Below are 17,161 nucleotides of genomic sequence, written 5' to 3'. Positions count from 1 at the left end.
ACACCGAGCACCTTCCGCTCCACGACGAACACCAACCGGCCGACACCGAGCACTCCCCGGCTCACACCGAGCACCTTCCGCTCCACGACGAACACCAACCGGCCGACACCGAGCACTCCCCGGCTCACACCGAGCACCTTCCGCTCCACGACGAACACCGACCGGCCCACGCCGAGCACCGACCGGCCGACACAGAACACCCTCCGCCCTACGACGACGAGCCCACCGGTACCGAGCGCAGTGTCGCTCTCGCCGCCGGTCTCACCGCCGCTCTCGCCCAGGAGGAACGCGAACAGGCCGCCGCCGGCGCCACCGCCACCGCTGCCGCCCGCCCCGGCTCCGCCACCACCGCCGGGCAGGCAGGCCTCGGCGGTCCCCTCTGGGACGACGGCGCGCTGCCCCTCTTCCCGCTCCAGCCACCGCGCACCGCCCGGGAACTCCTCGCCGACCACGTCAAGGCGATGGTGTGCTGCGCGGCCATGGACACCGCCGGGGCCACCCCCGGCCTGGACTGGCTCGACGGCCCGTCCCTGCTGGTCGACGGCGTGCGGGCCGCCGACCTGACGCCCAGAGTCCTCAGCCTCATCGAGGAGGGAGACCCGGCCCCGCTCCGGGCCTGGCTGGTCGAGTCGGGGATACGCCCCGAGAAGCCGGTCCGGCTGGTCTGACCTGGGGCGTTTCGACGCCTTAGCGGAGTGAACTGTTCCACTTCAGGCAAATTCGCAACGAACCGTGACAGGACGCGTGCGTTATGTGATGTGCTTGGACCGTTCGGTGAATGGCAAGCGCATCCGACATAAGACAAACGCAACCGGCACAACGCAACCGGCACGAGGCGACACGAGGACAGGCGCCACGGTCACCGCCCGAACAGCAAGCGCACGTCGACTCGTATCAGCACACCTCACGGGGGCACGAGGGAGGGGAGCCACCATGGCATCGGACCACATCCGCCGCTGGGAGTCGGGAGCACTCGCGCACGCCGTCACGGACCCCTTCGGCCTGGGGCCGGTCCCCTGGCTGCGCGGCAGCGAGACGTATTTCGACGACACCGGACACGTCGTCCCGTGGTACGTGGACCCGGGCGTCCAGCCGGCCGGCGGGAACCCGCGGATCCCCGCACCGCGCAAAGCCGTCGGTCCCCGCTCGGCGGACGACGTGCACCGTCAGATCAAGGGGTTCACCTCGACCGGCGCGGTCGCCCCCGGCGAGGCCGTCGACTTCCACATCACGGTCGACCCGCCGCAGGAGTTCAGCGTCGACATCTACCGCATCGGCCACTACGGCGGCGACGGCGCGGCGAAGATCACCACCAGTCCCCGGCTGTCCGGCATCGTGCAGCCGCCCCCGCTGGCCGCCGACCGTACGGTCTCCTGCCACCACTGGTGGCTGTCCTGGCGGTTGCAGGTCCCGTCGTACTGGAGCATCGGCGCATACGTCGCCGTCCTCACCACGGCCGACGGCTACCGCTCGCACGTCCCCTTCACGGTCCGCGACAACCACCCGGCCGACCTGCTGCTCCTGCTGCCCGACATCACCTGGCAGGCCTACAACCTCTACCCGGAGGACGGCCGTACCGGCGCCAGCCTCTACCACGCCTGGGACGAACGGGGCCGGCTGCTCGGCGAGGCGGACGCGGCGACCACCGTCTCCTTCGACCGGCCGTACGCGGGCGCGGGCCTGCCCCTGCACGTCGGGCACGCCTACGACTTCATCCGCTGGGCCGAGCGCTACGGCTACGACATCGCCTACGCCGACGCCCGCGACCTGCACGCCGGCCGCGTCGACCCGGCCCGCTACCGGGGCCTGGTCTTCCCGGGCCACGACGAGTACTGGTCGCAGCAGATGCGCCGTACCGTCGAGCTGGCCCGGGACAGCGGCACCAGCCTCGTCTTCCTCTCCGCCAACACCATGTACTGGCAGGTGGAGTTGGCGCCCTCCCCGTCCGGGGTCGCGGACCGCCTGCTGATCTGCCGAAAACGCAAGGGTCCGGGCAGGCCCGTGCTCTGGCGTGAGATCGACCGGCCCGAACAGCAGACGGTCGGCATCCAGTACGCGGGCCGGGTGCCCGAGCCGTCCCCGCTGATCGTGCGCAACGCGGACCACTGGCTCTGGGACGCCACCGGCGCCCACGACGGCGACGAACTCCCGGGCCTGGTGGCGGGCGAGGCCGACCGCTACTTCCCGCGCACCGCGCTGCCCGAGCACGAGGAGCGCATCCTGCTCGCGCACTCCCCCTACACGGACAACGACGGCGTCCTGCGCCATCAGGAGACCTCGCTCTACCGCGCCCCCTCCGGCGCGCTGGTCTTCGCCTCCGGGACCTTCGCCTGGTCCCCGGCCCTGGACCGTCCCGGCCACATCGACTCCCGCGTCCAGCGCGCCACCGCCAATCTGCTGGACCGGATCTGCAAACGCGACTGACCCGCACCGTGTCCGCGCGGCCCCCGTGTCCGCCGTCGGCCCGGCATACGGGAGAATCGAGGGCATCTGTACAGAACCACGGGGAGGAACCGTGTCCGGATTCGTCGAAAAGCCCGAGCCCGTGGAGGTCCCGGGTCTGGTGCATCTGCACACCGGCAAGGTGCGCGAGCTGTACCAGAACGAGGCGGGCGACCTCGTGATGGTGGCCAGTGACCGTCTGTCGGCGTACGACTGGGTGCTGCCGACCGAGATCCCCGACAAGGGCCGGGTGCTCACCCAGCTCTCCCTGTGGTGGTTCGACAAGCTCGCCGACCTGGTCCCCAACCACGTGATCAGCACCGAGCTGCCCGCGGGCGCCCCCGCCGACTGGGCGGGTCGCACCCTGGTCTGCACGTCCCTGAAGATGCTCCCGGTGGAGTGCGTGGCCCGCGGCTACCTCACCGGCTCGGGCCTCGCCGAGTACCGGCAGTCCCGTACGGTCTGCGGGCTCGCACTGCCCGAGGGCCTGGTCGACGGCTCCGAGCTGCCCGCCCCGATCTTCACCCCGGCCACCAAGGCCGAGGTCGGCGAGCACGACGAGAACGTGTCCTACGAGGAGGTCGCCCGTCAGGTCGGCGCCGAGACGGCCGCCCAGCTGCGCCAGACCACCCTCGCGGTGTACGGCCGCGCCCGGGACATCGCCCGGGACCGGGGGATCATCCTGGCCGACACGAAGTTCGAGTTCGGCTACGACGACGACACCCTGGTCCTCGCCGACGAGGTCCTCACCCCGGACTCCTCCCGGTTCTGGCCGGCCGACGAGTGGCAGCCGGGCCGCGCCCAGCCGTCGTTCGACAAGCAGTACGTGCGCGACTGGCTGACCTCGGCCGAGTCCGGCTGGGACCGCAGGAGCGAGCAGCCTCCGCCGGCGCTGCCGGAGCGGGTGGTCGAGGCGACCCGGGCGAAGTACATCGAGGCGTACGAGCGCCTGACGGGCCAGAGCTGGGCCTAGAGGGACTGTCGCGACAGTCCGGGCACGAAGAAGACCCCGGTCCAGTGGACCGGGGTCTCATCCCGAGCGGACGACGAGGCTCGAACTCGCGACCTCAACCTTGGCAAGGTTGCGCTCTACCAACTGAGCTACGTCCGCATGCGCCGTGGCGCGAGAGCAACTATACCCAACCTCGCTCCCGTGCGAGACGCACTGCCGCATGACGGTTCTCCGCACCGAGTTTGGTGACGGCGGAGGAGAGGTAGTTGCGCACGGTCCCCGGGGACAGCGCGGCCCGCTCGGCGATCTCGGTGACCGGCGCCCCGTCGGCCGCCAGTTCCAGCACCTCGGCCTCCCTGCCGGTCAGCGGCGAGTCCCCGGCGGAGATGGCGTCGGCGGCCAACTCCGGGTCGACGTAACGGTTTCCCGCGTGCACGGTACGGATGATCTCGGCGAGCCGCTGGGCGCTGACCGTCTTCGGGACGAACCCGCGCACACCCGCCGCGAGCGCCCGTTTCAGATGCCCGGGCCGTCCGTGGCCGGTCACGATCAGCACCCGGCAGCCGGGCAGTTCGGTCCGCAGCGATGTGGCCACCTTCACACCGTCCGCCCCCGGCATCTGGAGATCCAGCACCACCACGTCCGGCCGGTGGGCCCGCGCCATGGCCAGCGCCTCCGGCCCGCTCGCCGCCTCCGCGACCACGACCAGATCGTCCTCCAGGCCCAGCAGGGCGGCCAGCGCGCCCCGGATCAGATGCTCGTCGTCGGCGAGCAGCAGCCGCACAGCAGCCGTCATGAGGTGACTCCGCTCACACTCGGGTCGGTCTTACGACCGGACAGCGGCACCGAGGCCACCACCCGGAACCCGTCCGCTCCCACCGGCCCGGCCTCCAGCGTCCCGCCCACCCCCGCGAGCCGCTCCCGCAACCCGACGAGCCCGGACCCGACGCCACCCCCAGCCCCATCCCGGAACCCGCCGACGCCCCCGGCCCCTGTTCCGCTCCCCGCTCTTCCCGCACGTGCGGGCGCGGCCCCGTCGTTCTCCACTGTCAGCACCACAGCTCCCTCCCGTATCCGCACCCCGACCGCACACCGTTCCGCGTCCCCGTGCCGCAGTACGTTCGTGGTGGCCTCCCGCACCACCCATCCGAGCGCCGACTGCACCTCGGCAGGCAGTCCGGTGGTGTCCCCCGTCACCTCGCAGGAGATCCCGGCTGCGGCCAACACTCCTTGTGCACCGGTTAGTTCGGCGCCCAGGTCGGCGTCCCGGTACCCCCGGACGACGGCCCGCACCTCCCGTTGCGACTCCTGCGCGATCCGCTGCACCTCGACCATCTGCTCGACGGCCTCGGGCCGTTCGCGCCGGGCCAGCTGCACGGCCAGTTCGCTCTTGAGGGCGATGACGGCCAGGTTCCGGCCGAGGACGTCGTGCAGGTCGCGCCCGAACCGCAGCCGTTCCTCGGCCACGGCGAGCCGGGCCCGGGTCTCACGGGCCTCGTCGAGCTCGTAGACGGCGTTCAGAAGCCACACGGAGAAGATCGAGGCGGCGGCGAGGAATCCGCCGGACAGAAGCACCACGAACCCCGCGACCAGCGCGGCGAGCCCGGACACGCCCAGCGGGAAGGAGACCGCGGCGGCCCCGCAGGCGAAGCCCACGACGGTGGCCACCACGCGCCGTCGGCCGCGGACGCCGAGCGCCAGGGTGCCGGCGCCGAAGGCCAGCACACCCCCGAAGACGGAGACCGTCGCGCCGTGGACGTCGTCACCGGGTCCGCCGTGCTCGCGCAGCACGAGGGCCGTGACGGCGACCGCGTAGGTGGCCGCGCCGAGCAGCCACAGCAGCCGCACCGGCTGCTCCCGCAGCCCCCGCGCCCAGTCCAGGGCCCGGGAGGCGGTCAGCGCGCAGAGCGCAGCGTGCGCGACGACCAGCGCGGCCAGCCAGCCCCAGGGTGCCGGTCCGGCCTTCCCGAAGGCCGGCAGCCCGATCACCGTGACCTCGATCAGCGCGAAGAAGTGGAAGGACCACCGGGTGTACGTCTCGACCTTGGCGGGGGTGGTCTTGCCCCGCCACCAGCCGTCTGCCCCGCCCATCCCGGTCCCGTCCTCCGTCAGCGCCGAGGTTCCCAGCGGAACCACCGCCGTACAGCAAACACCGCCACCACCGTCCAGGCCAGCGCGGTGAGCACGGTGCCGAAGGCTTCGTACGCGGTCAGTTCGCCGGTCCAGCCGGCCCGGACCAGCCGGACCGCCGGGGAGAGCGGGAGGAACGCGCAGACCGCGGCGACCCTGTCGGGCAGGAGGTCGGTGGGCAGGACGATGCCCGAGCCCAGCATCGAGACGAAGACCAGCGGCAGCGCGGTGACCTGGGCGCTCTCGGTGGTGCGGGTGACGGCCGAGGTCAGTGCGGCGAGCGCGGCGCTGAGCGACACGCCGGTGAGCAGTCCGAGCACGGTGAGGTACGGCGCCTTCGGCGCACCCGCGTCGAGCAGGACCGTGCAGCCGGCGGCCAGTACCAGCGCCTGCGCCAGGCCGAGGCAGACGGCGGGCAGCGCGGTGCCGCCCAGGATCTCCATGTCGGTCGGTTCCCCCGTGCGCAGCCGCTTGAGGACGAGTTCCTCGCGGCGGGCCACGTACGCGCTCACCAGGGAGGTGTACACGGCGTAGAGGAAGGAGAAGCCGATGGCGGCGGTGAGCATCACGGCGCCGAGGTTCCCCTTGAGATCGCCCCGGTCGATCGCGGGCCGCGCGGTGAGCGGCAGCGCGAGGGGCACCAGCAGCGCGGTGACCACGGCACTGCGGTTCCGCCCGAACAGCACGAACTCCGCCCGCGCCAGAGCCCGGAGCCGCCGCCCTGGCCGGCTCCCGGATCCGGTGAACCGGCCGAACCCGGCCCGGCCCGTCGTGTCCGTCGACCCGTTCGGGAAGCTCATGCCGCCGCCCCCGTCTCCCGTGCGATGTGCAGGAACGCCTCTTCCAGGGAGGCCGAGCGCATGTCGAGGGAGAGCAGTTCCACCCGTGACCTCTCGGCCCAGGACAGCAGTCCGGTGGCGGTGCGCTGCAACTCCGGTGTCCGCAGGCGTACTACGTCCCCGTCCAGCTCGTGTCCGCTCACCCCCAGCGGGCCGAGCGGTGGCAGGTCGCCCAGGAAGTAGCCGGGGGGCAGCCGGAAGGAGATCCGGGCGGGCTGGGCGGCGGTCACCTCGGCCGGGGTCCCGGTCACCGCGATGCGCCCCGCGTGCAGGATCGCGAGCCGGTCGGCGAGCTCCTCGGCCTCTTCCAGGTGGTGCGTGGTGAGCAGCACGGTCGTGCCGGTGTCGCGCAGTGCGCGGACCAACTCCCAGGTGTCCCGGCGTCCCTCGGTGTCGAGGCCGGTGGTCGGCTCGTCCAGGAACAGCACCTCGGGCCGGCCGAGCAGGGCCAGCGCGAGGTCGAGACGGCGCCGCTCGCCGCCGGAGAGCTGCTTGACGCGTACGTCCGTCCGGCCACCGAGACCGACCAGGCCGAGCGCCTCGGCCGGCGGCCGGGCTCCGGTCGTACAGCCGGCCCACATCCGTGCCGTCTCGCCGACGGTCAGTTCGGCCGGGAAGCCGCCCTCCTGGAGCATGACGCCGGTGCGCGGCCGTACGGCGGTCCGCTCGCGGTAGGGGTCGTGGCCCAGGACCCGTACCCGGCCGCCGTCCGGTGGCGCGAGGCCTTCCAGCAGTTCGACCGTGGAGGTCTTTCCGGCGCCGTTGGTGCCCAGCAGCGCGTAGATCTCGCCGCGGGCCACGGAGAAGTCGATTCCGCGGACCGCCTCGAACCCGCCCCCGTAGACACGTCGGAGATCTGTGACCTCAATCACGTGTTCGTGTTCGCTGTGTTCCATGGCTCAAGCGTCCCGGCGCTCGGGGCGCGGAGGCAGTGCGCGGTGTCATCGCTCGTCATGACAAATGTCAGGGGCGGCCGAAAGCGGCCGAGGGCACGAAAAAACCCCAGTCGATGACTGGGGTTTCTTGTGGAGCCTGGAGCGGACGACGAGGCTCGAACTCGCGACCTCAACCTTGGCAAGGTTGCGCTCTACCAACTGAGCTACGTCCGCACTGCTCCCGACCGGCTCCCACCGATCGGTGCGAGCACCAGCCTACCTGATCCACAAGCTGCTCAGGACCGGCGGTGCAGAGCGGGTGACAGGAATTGCACACTGCGCCTTCCCCCTGGAAGGGGGATGTTCTGCTACTGAACTACACCCGCATGTACTCCGTGGGCTTCGGCTTTTCGGCCTCGCCCCTCGGCGTGCTCCAGACATTAGCTGATCAGCAGGGGGGTAGCGCAAGTCGGCTGTCCCCAGGGGTGGCTGACGTTCCCTGGGGGCAGCCGACCGCCCTGTCACTGGGCGGCGCTGAACGCCTCGTAGACCTTCTTCGGAATGCGTCCGCGCGCCGGGACGTCCATCTTGTTCGCCTGCGCCCAGGCGCGGACGGCCGCCGGGTCGGGGGCGACCTCCGTCTGCTTGTACGCCTTGCCCGACTTCGACCGCTTGCGGCCGGCGACCACGAACGGCTCCAGGGCGGTCCGCAGTTTCTCGGCGTTGGCTTGATTCAGATCGATCTCGTACGACTTGCCGTCGAGTCCGAAGGCGATCGTTTCCGCCGCTTCCGAGCCGTCGATGTCGTCAAAGAGAGTGACCACGACCTTCTGCGCCACGAATATCGGTCCCTTCGTGTGGCACGTCTATCCAGCTCATCACAGCTCAACGGTGATGCGGCGATGACATGCCGAGTATCGGCTATTGCCAATTCATTTGTACAGTGCCTGGCAATACAAAGTGAAGCTCGACTAAATCCGCCGCGTGTCCCACGCGCAATAGACGGTGCGGGCGAACCCGGGGAACTTTCCCAGAACTTTTCGTGTGGATCCCTCACTGTCACCTGATCGTGACGCGGCTCACGTAGTTTCCTACAACTCTACGCGCGTAGAAATTAGGAGCGGGTAGTCTGAAGGCACCAGCTCAGCACCAACACCGGGAGTGCCAGTGGCACGCGTCGTAGTCGACGTCATGCTCAAGCCGGAGATCCTCGACCCCCAGGGCCAGGCGGTCCAGCGTGCGCTGCCGCGCCTGGGTTTCGAAGGCATCTCGGACGTACGTCAGGGAAAGCGATTCGAACTGGAAGTTGACGGGCCGGTCGACGAGGCCGCGCTCGCCCGCATCCACGATCTTGCGGAATCCTTCCTCGCCAACACCGTGATCGAGGACTTCACCGTCAAGGTGGAGGAAGTCGCGGAGGCGGCGAAGTGACCGCTCGTATTGGCGTCGTCACTTTCCCGGGCAGCCTCGACGACCGTGACACCCAGCGCGCCATCCGGCTCGCGGGTGCGGAACCGGTCGCCCTCTGGCACAAGGACAAGGGCCTCCACCAGGTCGACGCGGTGGTCCTTCCCGGTGGTTTCTCCTACGGCGACTATCTGCGCGCGGGCGCCATCTCCCGCTTCTCGCCGGTGATGGAGACCGTCATCGAGCAGGCGAAGGCCGGCCTCCCGGTCCTCGGCATCTGCAACGGCTTCCAGATCCTCACCGAGGCCCACCTGCTCCCGGGCGGGATGCTCGGCAACGACCACCTGCACTTCATCTGCCGCGACCAGAAGCTGCGGGTGGAGAACGCGGACACGGCCTGGACGACGGACTACTCCGCGGGCCAGGAGATCCACATCCCGCTGAAGAACATGGACGGCCGGTACGTCGCCGACGAGTACACGCTCGACCAGCTGGAGGCGGAGGGCCGGGTCGCCTTCCGGTACGTCGACTTCAACCCGAACGGCTCGCTGCGCGACATCGCCGGCATCACCAACGAGGCCGGGAACGTCGTCGGCCTGATGCCGCACCCGGAGCACGCCGTCGAGCCGCTCGTCGGCTCCGGCCGCACCGACGGTCTCCCGTTCTTCACCTCGATCCTCAAGAAGCTGGTGGGCGCATGAGCCGGACGCCTCTGGACACGGTCGAGCACGCGGCCGCGACCCCCGACGTCGAGCTGCCCTGGGCCGAACTCGGTCTGAAGAAGGACGAGTACGAGCGGGTGGTGGAGATCCTCGGCCGCCGCCCGACCGGCGCCGAGCTCGCCATGTACTCGGTCATGTGGTCCGAGCACTGCTCGTACAAGTCCTCCAAGGTCCACCTCCGCCAGTTCGGCGAGAAGGCCCCGCAGTCCGACGCGCTGCTCGTCGGCATCGGCGAGAACGCGGGCGTCGTCGACGTCGGCCAGGGCTACGCGGTCACCTTCAAGGTCGAGTCGCACAACCACCCGTCGTACGTGGAGCCCTACCAGGGCGCCGCGACCGGTGTCGGCGGCATCGTCCGCGACATCATCGCGATGGGCGCCCGGCCGGTGGCCGTGGTCGACCCGCTGCGCTTCGGCGCGGCCGACCACCCCGACACCAAGCGCGTCCTGCCCGGTGTCGTCGCCGGCATCGGCGGCTACGGCAACTGCCTGGGCCTGCCGAACATCGGCGGCGAGGTCGTCTTCGACGCCTGCTACCAGGGCAACCCGCTGGTCAACGCCGGTGCCATCGGCGTCATGCGGCACGAGGACATCCACCTCGCCAAGGCCTCCGGCGCCGGCAACCAGGTCATCCTGTACGGCGCGCGGACCGGCGGCGACGGCATCGGCGGCGCGTCGATCCTGGCCTCCGAGACCTTCGACGACGCCAAGCCGTCCAAGCGCCCCGCGGTCCAGGTCGGCGACCCCTTCCAGGAGAAGCTCCTCATCGAGTGCACCCTGGAGGCGTTCCGGGAGAAGCTGGTCGTCGGCATCCAGGACCTGGGCGCGGCCGGTCTGTCCTGCGCCACCTCCGAGCTGGCCTCCAACGGCTCCGGCGGCATGACCGTCACCCTGGACGACGTACCGCTGCGCGACTCCACGCTCTCGCCCGAGGAGATCCTCATGAGCGAGTCGCAGGAGCGCATGTGCGCGGTGGTCGAGCCGGCGAAGGTCGCCCGCTTCCTGGAGATCTGCGAGAAGTGGGACGTCATCGCCACCGTCATCGGCGAGGTGACGGACGGAGACCGTCTTGAGATCTTCTGGCACGGCGAGAAGATCGTGGACGTCGACCCGCGCACGGTCGCGCACGACGGCCCGGTCTACGAGCGCCCGTACGCCCGCCCGTCCTGGCAGGACGAGCTCCAGGCGGACGACGCGAACAAGCTGCCGCGGCCCGCGACGGCGGCGGAACTCAAGGACCAGGTCCTCAAGCTGGTCGGCTCCCCGAACCAGGCCTCCAAGAAGTGGATCACCTCGCAGTACGACCACTTCGTGCAGGGCAACACGGTGCTGGCCCAGCCCGAGGACTCGGGCATGATCCGCATCGACGAGGAGACCGGCCTCGGCGTCGCCATCGCCACCGACGGCAACGGCCGGTACGCCAAGCTGGACCCGTACGCGGGCGCCCAGCTGGCCCTCTCCGAGGCCTACCGGAACGTGGCGACCACGGGCGCCAAGCCGCTGGCCGTCTCCGACTGCCTGAACTTCGGCTCGCCCGAGGACCCGGCGGTGATGTGGCAGTTCGCCGAGGCCATCCGCGGTCTCGCCGACGCCTGCCAGCAGCTGGGCACCCCGGTGACCGGCGGCAACGTCTCCCTCTACAACCAGACGGGCGAGGCGGCCATCCACCCCACCCCGGTGGTCGCGGTCCTCGGTGTCATCGACGACGTCGCCCGCCGCACGCCGGTCGCCTTCCAGGAGGAGGGGCAGCTGCTCTACCTCCTCGGCGACACCCGTGAGGAGTTCGGCGGCTCGGCCTGGTCCCAGGTCGTCCACGACCACCTGGGCGGCCTGCCCCCGAAGGTGGACCTGGAGCGCGAGCGGCTGCTCGCCGAGATCCTGATCTCCGCCTCACGCGACGGCATGATCGACTCGGCGCACGACCTGTCCGACGGCGGTCTGATCCAGGCCGTGGTCGAGTCCGCGCTGCTCGGCGGCAAGGGCGCGCGCCTGGTCGTACCGGACGGGCTCGACGCGTTCACCTTCCTGTTCTCCGAGTCGGCGGGCCGCGCGGTCGTCGCGGTGCCGCGCTCGGAGGAGGTCCGCTTCAACGACATGTGCGGCGCCCGGGGCCTGCCGGTCGCCCGCATCGGTGTGGTGGACGGCGACGCGGTGGAGATCCAGGGCGAGTTCAGCCTCACCCTGTCCGAACTGCGCGAGGCCCACGAGGGCACGATCGAGGCACTGCTGGCGTAACCGGCCGCAGAACGCACGAAGGCCCCGCCCGGGTGCTCTTCCGGGCGGGGCCTTCTCGGCTCAGCGGACGTAGTTCTTGAGGATCTCCGTGTCCAGCTCGATGTCCATAGGGCCGGGTACGGACACCTTCTCGCCGAACTTCGAGGTCTGGACGGTGCGGTAGCCGCCGACCTGCCGGTCCGGGCCGCTGTGCACCGTGACCGTGCAGGAGTCCCGGTCGATCAGGAGGTACAGGGGGATCCCGGCCTGGCCGTACGCGGTCGGCTTCTCGTGCCGGTCCCGCCGGTCCGTGTCCGAGTCGTACGAGGTGATTTCGACGACCATGAGCGCACCGTCCGGGTCGGCCCACTCACCGTGCCCCGCGAAGTGGGCCTCCGGCGCGAGTACTGCGTCCGGCTTCGCTCTGCCTTCCCGGTACGCATCGACCCGGAGCCCTTGGCCCTGGTACAGGTCCAGGTCGGGCCTGCTCTGCATACAGCGCCGGGCGAGCCAGGACACGATGGTGCTGTGGTCCCCGTCCGTCACCTTCTTGACTCCGATCCGTCCGTCGATGAACTCCAACGTGACGGTCTCGGGAGCGGCGGAGGCGATCGTTTCGAACTCCTCCACCGACATCTGAGACGTGCGCTCGGCCATAACCGTCATGTTGCACCCCCTTTCCAGGCGAAGGCCAGCGTCGCCCGGTCCCGGCGGGGCGGGGGCCGGTTTCGCCGTTGACCACTCGCACGGGTGATCGCCCGGCTGTCAGACCGACGCAATACGCTCACCGCCATGCCTCCCGTCAGAAAGCGCCCCAGGACGTACGACCCCGCGAAGACCCGTACGGCGGTCCTCGCCCAGTTCTCGAACGTGCGGGACGCCGTCCGCGCCCTCACCCCCGAGCAGCTCGCCCTGCCCACCCGGCTCGGTGAGTGGAGCGTGCGGGACCTCGTCGCCCACGTCGGCATGGCGGTCACCGCCGTGCACCGGGCCCTGGCCGAGCCCGAGCCCGCGTGGGCGGACGCGGCCCCGCTGGACTGGCCGTTCCGGACCGCCGCCAACTCCGCGGCCATCGCCGACTTCACCCGGCGGATCGCCGCCGACCACCCCGACCTCGACGCCTATCTCACGGACGTCGACGCGAGCTTCCGCGCCCTGCTCGCCGAGCACCCCGGCACCCGGCTGCTCGCCACCAGCGCCGGCGCGATGTCCCTGGACGACTACCTGGTCACCCGGACCGTCGAGCTGGTCGTCCACACCGACGACCTCGACGCCGCCGTGCCGGGGCTCCAGGTGGCGTACGACCGGCAGGCGCTGGCCGCCTGCACCCGGCTGCTCGCCGACGCGCTCGCCGTGAAGGCGCCCGGCGGCTCCACCGAGGTGCGCGTGCCGCCGTACGCCGTGGTGCAGTGCGTCGAGGGACCCCGGCACACCCGGGGCACCCCGCCGAACGTGGTCGAGACCGACCCGCTGACCTGGATGCGGCTGGCCACCGGGCGGCTGGGGTGGACGGAGGCGGTGGCGGACGCGAAGGTCGACGCGAGCGGGGAGCGGGCGGACCTCGGGGCGTACCTCCCCCTGATGGGCTGACGGAACCGATCACCCCGTGCGTTCCGTCGAATCGGTATGTACGGGTACAAGCAGCGCGGGCGGCCCAGGATCCCGGCCATGACGGCGGTCGCCGTGCTCGTCACGCTCGCGGCGGCCTGCGCGGGCGGGAAGGATGGCTCCGTGGACGACCGGCAACCGGTGACCGGCATCGAGTGGACCGTCGACAGCGTGACCGTCGGCGGCACCACCCACCGCGCGCCGGCGCCCGCCCATGTGAAGATCGAGGACGGCAGGGCCGCCGGCAGCTACGGCTGCAACCGGTTCAGCGCCACCGCCCAGGTCACCGGCGACCTGATCCGGCTCAGCCACGCCCGCTCCACCCGCATGGCCTGCGACGAAGCCCGCATGACCTTCGAACGCGCCCTCGCCCGCACCCTCGCCGCGGGCCCGCTCACCACCCGGACCGAGGGCCGGAACCTCACCCTCATCACCCCCGGCGGAGACCGGGTCCAGCTGTCCAGGAAGTGAACCCCGCCGCCCGAATCATGTGCGACACCTCACTCAGGGATACGGTACGAGGGGGTTGCGCCGACCGCGGTCCGCAGGAACAGAGCCCGTCTGGAGAATCGTCCCACCGCGCTGACCAGCGGAAATGGAGAAAGCTACGACTGCGGTCGCGAACCTAGATCCATTACGGCCGGGAATCCCCAATTCGGACCAGTGGTCGACCTCGCCTACACTCGGTGTCGTGCCACGTGGTGACGGTCTCCTCAATCACGATCTGCTCCCCGGTGAGAAGGGCCCCCAGGACGCTTGCGGTGTCTTCGGTGTCTGGGCTCCCGGTGAAGAGGTCGCCAAGCTCACGTACTTCGGGCTGTACGCCCTCCAGCATCGGGGCCAGGAGTCCGCGGGTATCGCGGTCAGCAATGGCTCCCAGATCCTCGTCTTCAAGGACATGGGCCTCGTCTCCCAGGTCTTCGACGAGACTTCGCTCGGCTCCCTTCAGGGGCATATCGCGGTCGGTCACGCTCGTTACTCGACCACCGGTGCCTCCGTGTGGGAGAACGCCCAGCCGACGTTCCGCGCCACCGCGCACGGTTCGATCGCGCTCGGCCACAACGGCAACCTGGTCAACACGGCGCAGCTCGCCGAGATGGTCGCCGAACTCCCCAAGGACCACAACGGCCGCTCCACCCGGGTCGCGGCCACCAACGACACCGACCTGCTCACCGCGTTGCTCGCGGCCCAGGTCGACGAGAACGGCAAGCCGCTGACCATCGAGGAGGCCGCGCACGTGGTCCTCCCGCAGGTGCGGGGCGCCTTCTCCCTCGTCTTCATGGACGAGCACACCCTCTACGCGGCCCGTGACCCGCAGGGCATCCGCCCGCTGGTCCTCGGCCGCCTCGAGCGCGGCTGGGTGGTCGCCTCGGAGTCCGCCGCCCTCGACATCTGCGGCGCCAGCTTCGTCCGGGAGATCGAGCCGGGCGAGTTCGTCGCCATCGACGAGAACGGCCTGCGCACCTCCCGCTTCGCGGACGCGAAGCCCAAGGGCTGTGTCTTCGAGTACGTGTACCTGGCCCGCCCCGACACCGACATCGCCGGGCGGAACGTCTACCTCTCCCGCGTGGAGATGGGCCGGATGCTCGCCAAGGAAGCCCCGGTCGACGCCGACCTGGTGATAGCGACCCCGGAGTCCGGCACGCCGGCCGCCGTCGGCTACGCGGAGGCCTCGGGCATCCCCTTCGGCAACGGCCTGGTGAAGAACGCCTACGTCGGCCGGACCTTCATCCAGCCCTCGCAGACCATCCGGCAGCTCGGCATCCGCCTGAAGCTGAACCCGCTGAAGGAAGTCATCAAGGGCAAGCGCCTGGTCGTCGTCGACGACTCGATCGTGCGCGGCAACACCCAGCGCGCGCTGGTGCGGATGCTCCGGGAGGCGGGCGCCGCCGAGGTCCACATCCGGATCTCCTCGCCGCCGGTCAAGTGGCCGTGCTTCTTCGGCATCGACTTCGCCACCCGGGCCGAGCTGATCGCCAACGGCATGACCATCGAGGAGATCGGCACCTCGCTCGGCGCCGACTCGCTGGCGTACATCTCCATCGACGGCATGATCGAGGCGACCACCATCGCCAAGCCGAACCTGTGCCGCGCCTGCTTCGACGGCGAGTACCCGATGGAGCTCCCGGACCCCGAACTGCTCGGCAAGCAGCTCCTGGAGACCGAGCTGGCGGCCGGTCCGGCAGCCACGGCCGCGGCCGACGCGATCCGTCGCCCGTAAGCCCTGTCATCAACCCGAAAGATCCCAGGCAATGTCTGCTGTGTCTAACCAGTCGTCTCCGGTGACGGGCACCCCCTCCGGCGCCTCCTACGCGGCCGCCGGTGTCGACATCGAGGCGGGCGACCGCGCGGTGGAGCTCATGAAGGAGTGGGTGAAGAAGACGCGGCGCCCCGAGGTCCTCGGCGGCCTCGGCGGCTTCGCCGGCCTCTTCGACGCTTCCGCGCTCAAGAACTACGAGCGTCCGCTGCTCGCCTCCGCGACCGACGGCGTGGGCACGAAGGTGGACATCGCCCGGCAGCTGGGCGTCTACGACACCATCGGTCACGACCTGGTCGCCATGGTCATGGACGACATCGTGGTGTGCGGCGCGGAGCCGCTGTTCATGACCGACTACATCTGCGTCGGCAAGGTCCACCCCGAGCGGGTCGCCGCGATCGTCAAGGGCATCGCGGAGGGCTGTGTGCTGGCCGGCTGCGCCCTGGTGGGCGGCGAGACGGCCGAGCACCCGGGGCTGCTCGGCGCGGACGACTTCGACGTCGCCGGGGCCGGTACGGGCGTCGTGGAGGCCGACCGGCTGCTCGGCGCGGATCGTATCCGTACGGGTGACGCGGTGATCGCGATGGCGTCCTCCGGGCTTCACTCGAACGGGTACTCCCTGGTCCGGCACGTGCTGCTGAACCAGGCCGGGCTCGCTCTCGACGCCCACATCGAGGACCTGGGCCGCACGCTGGGCGAGGAACTCCTGGAGCCGACCAAGATCTACTCGCTGGACTGCCTGGCCCTGATGCGGACGGCGGAGGTGCACGCCTTCAGCCACGTCACCGGTGGCGGCCTGGCGGCGAACCTGGCCCGGGTGATCCCCGACCACCTGCACGCCATCGTCGACCGCGCCACCTGGACGCCGGGCCCGATCTTCGACCTGGTCGGCCGCACCGGAGACGTCGAGCGCCTCGAACTGGAGAAGACGCTCAACATGGGCGTCGGCATGATCGCCATCGTCCCGCAGGAATCCGTGGACGTGGCGCTCACCACACTGGCCGACCGCGGGGTCGAGGCCTGGGTGGCCGGCGAGATCACCGAGCGCGGCGAGCACACCACCGGCGCGGAACTGGTGGGCGACTACGCCTGACGGCCGGTGCCTGTCGGCCGGTGCCTGTCGGCCGGTGCCTGTCGGCCGGTGCCTGTCGGCCGGTGCCTGGCGGCCGGTGCCTGGCGGTCGGCACCACCGGTCGGTGAGCCAGCACAAAACCCGGTCCGGCGTAGAGGCCCCGGACCGGGTGAAGTGCAGTTGCTACGAGAACTGCTGGGAGTGGTACGTCAAGCACCACGACGATGTTGCGACTGGGGACTGGACTGGTCGTCCTCGTCCTCGTCGTCATCATCGTTATAGAGATCCGCGTACTGGGCGTACGGGTCGTCGTCCTCGTCGTCGTCCTCGAACGGCTCGCCGTTCGGCGGCTGGCTCGAAGTCGATGCGCCCAGCTCGCTGGCCAGACGTGACAGGTCAGTCCCACCGCTGTTGTACTTCAGCTGGCGGGCGACCTTCGTCTGCTTGGCCTTGGCCCGGCCGCGCCCCATGGCTCGACCCCCTCGGTGACGGGGCTCGACGGCCCCAGAGTCTGACACGCGTTCATGATCCGGAACGGGCTCTCCTCGGAGAGACCGGTCCGTAGGGCTTCCACGGTACCTGAGCCCGCGCCCATACGGTACGTCGCCCGCACCACGCGCCTGACTCCATGACCCGCGGAGTGC

At 70.6% G+C, this 17,161-nt stretch carries 16 protein-coding genes, 3 tRNA genes and 1 pseudogene; 10 read left to right on the top strand and 10 right to left on the bottom strand.

Annotated features, from left to right (window positions below; genetic code table 11):
• From AB0958_RS10170 to AB0958_RS10160, 3 genes and pseudogenes are all read left to right on the top strand, one after another.
• A pseudogene (locus AB0958_RS10170) lies at positions 1 to 668 on the top strand (hypothetical protein); the annotation flags it as partial.
• A 265-nt stretch (positions 669 to 933) separates the two neighbouring features.
• The gene (locus AB0958_RS10165) at positions 934 to 2,424 is read left to right on the top strand and encodes a N,N-dimethylformamidase beta subunit family domain-containing protein (protein ID WP_366889893.1); all 1,491 of its coding nucleotides are present in this window, start codon (positions 934 to 936) and stop codon (positions 2,422 to 2,424) included.
• Between the two features lie 91 nt (positions 2,425 to 2,515).
• Positions 2,516 to 3,415, top strand: coding sequence for a phosphoribosylaminoimidazolesuccinocarboxamide synthase (locus AB0958_RS10160; protein ID WP_366889892.1), 900 nt, complete (start codon positions 2,516 to 2,518; stop codon positions 3,413 to 3,415).
• Between the two features lie 65 nt (positions 3,416 to 3,480).
• On the opposite strand, the gene AB0958_RS10155 is transcribed toward AB0958_RS10160, so the two are convergent.
• The 8 genes from AB0958_RS10155 to AB0958_RS10120 form a co-directional block, all read right to left on the bottom strand.
• Positions 3,481 to 3,553: transfer RNA gene (locus tag AB0958_RS10155), tRNA-Gly, on the bottom strand.
• A 22-nt stretch (positions 3,554 to 3,575) separates the two neighbouring features.
• Positions 3,576 to 4,190, bottom strand: coding sequence for a response regulator transcription factor (locus AB0958_RS10150; RefSeq protein ID WP_366889891.1), 615 nt, complete (start codon positions 4,188 to 4,190; stop codon positions 3,576 to 3,578).
• Positions 4,187 to 5,485 (bottom strand): histidine kinase, encoded by a 1,299-nt coding sequence (locus AB0958_RS10145; RefSeq protein WP_366889890.1) that lies wholly within the window; start codon positions 5,483 to 5,485, stop codon positions 4,187 to 4,189. The genes AB0958_RS10150 and AB0958_RS10145 overlap by 4 nt, the downstream gene beginning before the upstream one ends.
• Before the next feature lie 17 nt (positions 5,486 to 5,502).
• Positions 5,503 to 6,324, bottom strand: a complete 822-nt coding sequence (locus AB0958_RS10140; RefSeq protein WP_366889889.1) for an ABC transporter permease — start codon at positions 6,322 to 6,324, stop codon at positions 5,503 to 5,505.
• Entirely contained in the window at positions 6,321 to 7,259 is a 939-nt protein-coding gene (locus tag AB0958_RS10135; RefSeq protein WP_366889888.1) for an ABC transporter ATP-binding protein, read from the bottom strand. Before AB0958_RS10135 ends, AB0958_RS10140 begins: the two co-directional genes overlap by 4 nt.
• Positions 7,260 to 7,396: 137 nt before the next feature.
• Positions 7,397 to 7,472 (bottom strand) — tRNA-Gly (locus tag AB0958_RS10130).
• 80 nt (positions 7,473 to 7,552) lie between these two features.
• Positions 7,553 to 7,624 (bottom strand) — tRNA-Gly (locus tag AB0958_RS10125).
• A 135-nt stretch (positions 7,625 to 7,759) separates the two neighbouring features.
• The gene (locus tag AB0958_RS10120; protein ID WP_132888214.1) at positions 7,760 to 8,077 is read right to left on the bottom strand and encodes an Lsr2 family protein; all 318 of its coding nucleotides are present in this window, start codon (positions 8,075 to 8,077) and stop codon (positions 7,760 to 7,762) included.
• A 328-nt stretch (positions 8,078 to 8,405) separates the two neighbouring features.
• Between AB0958_RS10120 and purS the strand changes: the two genes are divergently transcribed.
• The 3 genes from purS to purL are packed head-to-tail and all read left to right on the top strand — an operon-like array spanning position 8,406 to position 11,601.
• Positions 8,406 to 8,669 (top strand): phosphoribosylformylglycinamidine synthase subunit PurS, encoded by a 264-nt coding sequence (purS, locus tag AB0958_RS10115; protein ID WP_015659417.1) that lies wholly within the window; start codon positions 8,406 to 8,408, stop codon positions 8,667 to 8,669.
• Positions 8,666 to 9,346: a phosphoribosylformylglycinamidine synthase subunit PurQ gene (purQ, locus tag AB0958_RS10110; RefSeq protein WP_366889887.1), complete on the top strand. Its 681-nt coding sequence runs from the start codon at positions 8,666 to 8,668 to the stop codon at positions 9,344 to 9,346. The genes purS and purQ overlap by 4 nt, the downstream gene beginning before the upstream one ends.
• Complete coding sequence (purL, locus tag AB0958_RS10105; RefSeq protein ID WP_366889886.1) at positions 9,343 to 11,601, top strand: phosphoribosylformylglycinamidine synthase subunit PurL; 2,259 nt, start codon at positions 9,343 to 9,345, stop codon at positions 11,599 to 11,601. Before purQ ends, purL begins: the two co-directional genes overlap by 4 nt.
• A 60-nt stretch (positions 11,602 to 11,661) precedes the next feature.
• Here purL and AB0958_RS10100 read toward each other — a convergent pair whose 3' ends face one another.
• On the bottom strand, positions 11,662 to 12,246 hold the full coding sequence (locus AB0958_RS10100) for a Uma2 family endonuclease (RefSeq protein WP_366889885.1): 585 nt from the start codon (positions 12,244 to 12,246) through the stop codon (positions 11,662 to 11,664).
• Between the two features lie 126 nt (positions 12,247 to 12,372).
• Here AB0958_RS10100 and AB0958_RS10095 point away from each other — a divergent pair, with 126 nt between their 5' ends.
• The 4 genes from AB0958_RS10095 to purM all read left to right on the top strand — a co-directional run bounded on the left by AB0958_RS10095 (position 12,373) and on the right by purM (position 16,538).
• Positions 12,373 to 13,170, top strand: a complete 798-nt coding sequence (locus AB0958_RS10095) for a sterol carrier family protein (RefSeq protein WP_366889884.1) — start codon at positions 12,373 to 12,375, stop codon at positions 13,168 to 13,170.
• Between the two features lie 78 nt (positions 13,171 to 13,248).
• Positions 13,249 to 13,659 carry an META domain-containing protein gene (locus tag AB0958_RS10090; RefSeq protein WP_366889883.1) on the top strand — a complete coding sequence of 137 codons (411 nt, stop codon included), beginning with the start codon at positions 13,249 to 13,251 and terminating at the stop codon, positions 13,657 to 13,659.
• Positions 13,660 to 13,879: 220 nt separating this feature from the next.
• Positions 13,880 to 15,409: an amidophosphoribosyltransferase gene (gene purF / locus AB0958_RS10085; RefSeq protein ID WP_132888210.1), complete on the top strand. Its 1,530-nt coding sequence runs from the start codon at positions 13,880 to 13,882 to the stop codon at positions 15,407 to 15,409.
• Between the two features lie 31 nt (positions 15,410 to 15,440).
• Positions 15,441 to 16,538 carry a phosphoribosylformylglycinamidine cyclo-ligase gene (purM, locus tag AB0958_RS10080; RefSeq protein ID WP_366889882.1) on the top strand — a complete coding sequence of 366 codons (1,098 nt, stop codon included), beginning with the start codon at positions 15,441 to 15,443 and terminating at the stop codon, positions 16,536 to 16,538.
• A gap of 188 nt (positions 16,539 to 16,726) precedes the next feature.
• Here the strand turns inward: purM and AB0958_RS10075 are convergent, their stop codons facing one another.
• Complete coding sequence (locus tag AB0958_RS10075; protein WP_132888208.1) at positions 16,727 to 16,987, bottom strand: DUF3073 domain-containing protein; 261 nt, start codon at positions 16,985 to 16,987, stop codon at positions 16,727 to 16,729.
• Positions 16,988 to 17,161 lie beyond the last annotated feature (174 nt).

The organism is Streptomyces sp. NPDC006655 (assembly GCF_040703965.1).
Taxonomy (GTDB): Bacteria; Actinomycetota; Actinomycetes; order Streptomycetales; family Streptomycetaceae; genus Streptomyces.
The sequence above is the reverse complement of the archived record's forward strand: the minus strand, read 5'-3'. Positions and strand labels throughout refer to the sequence as shown.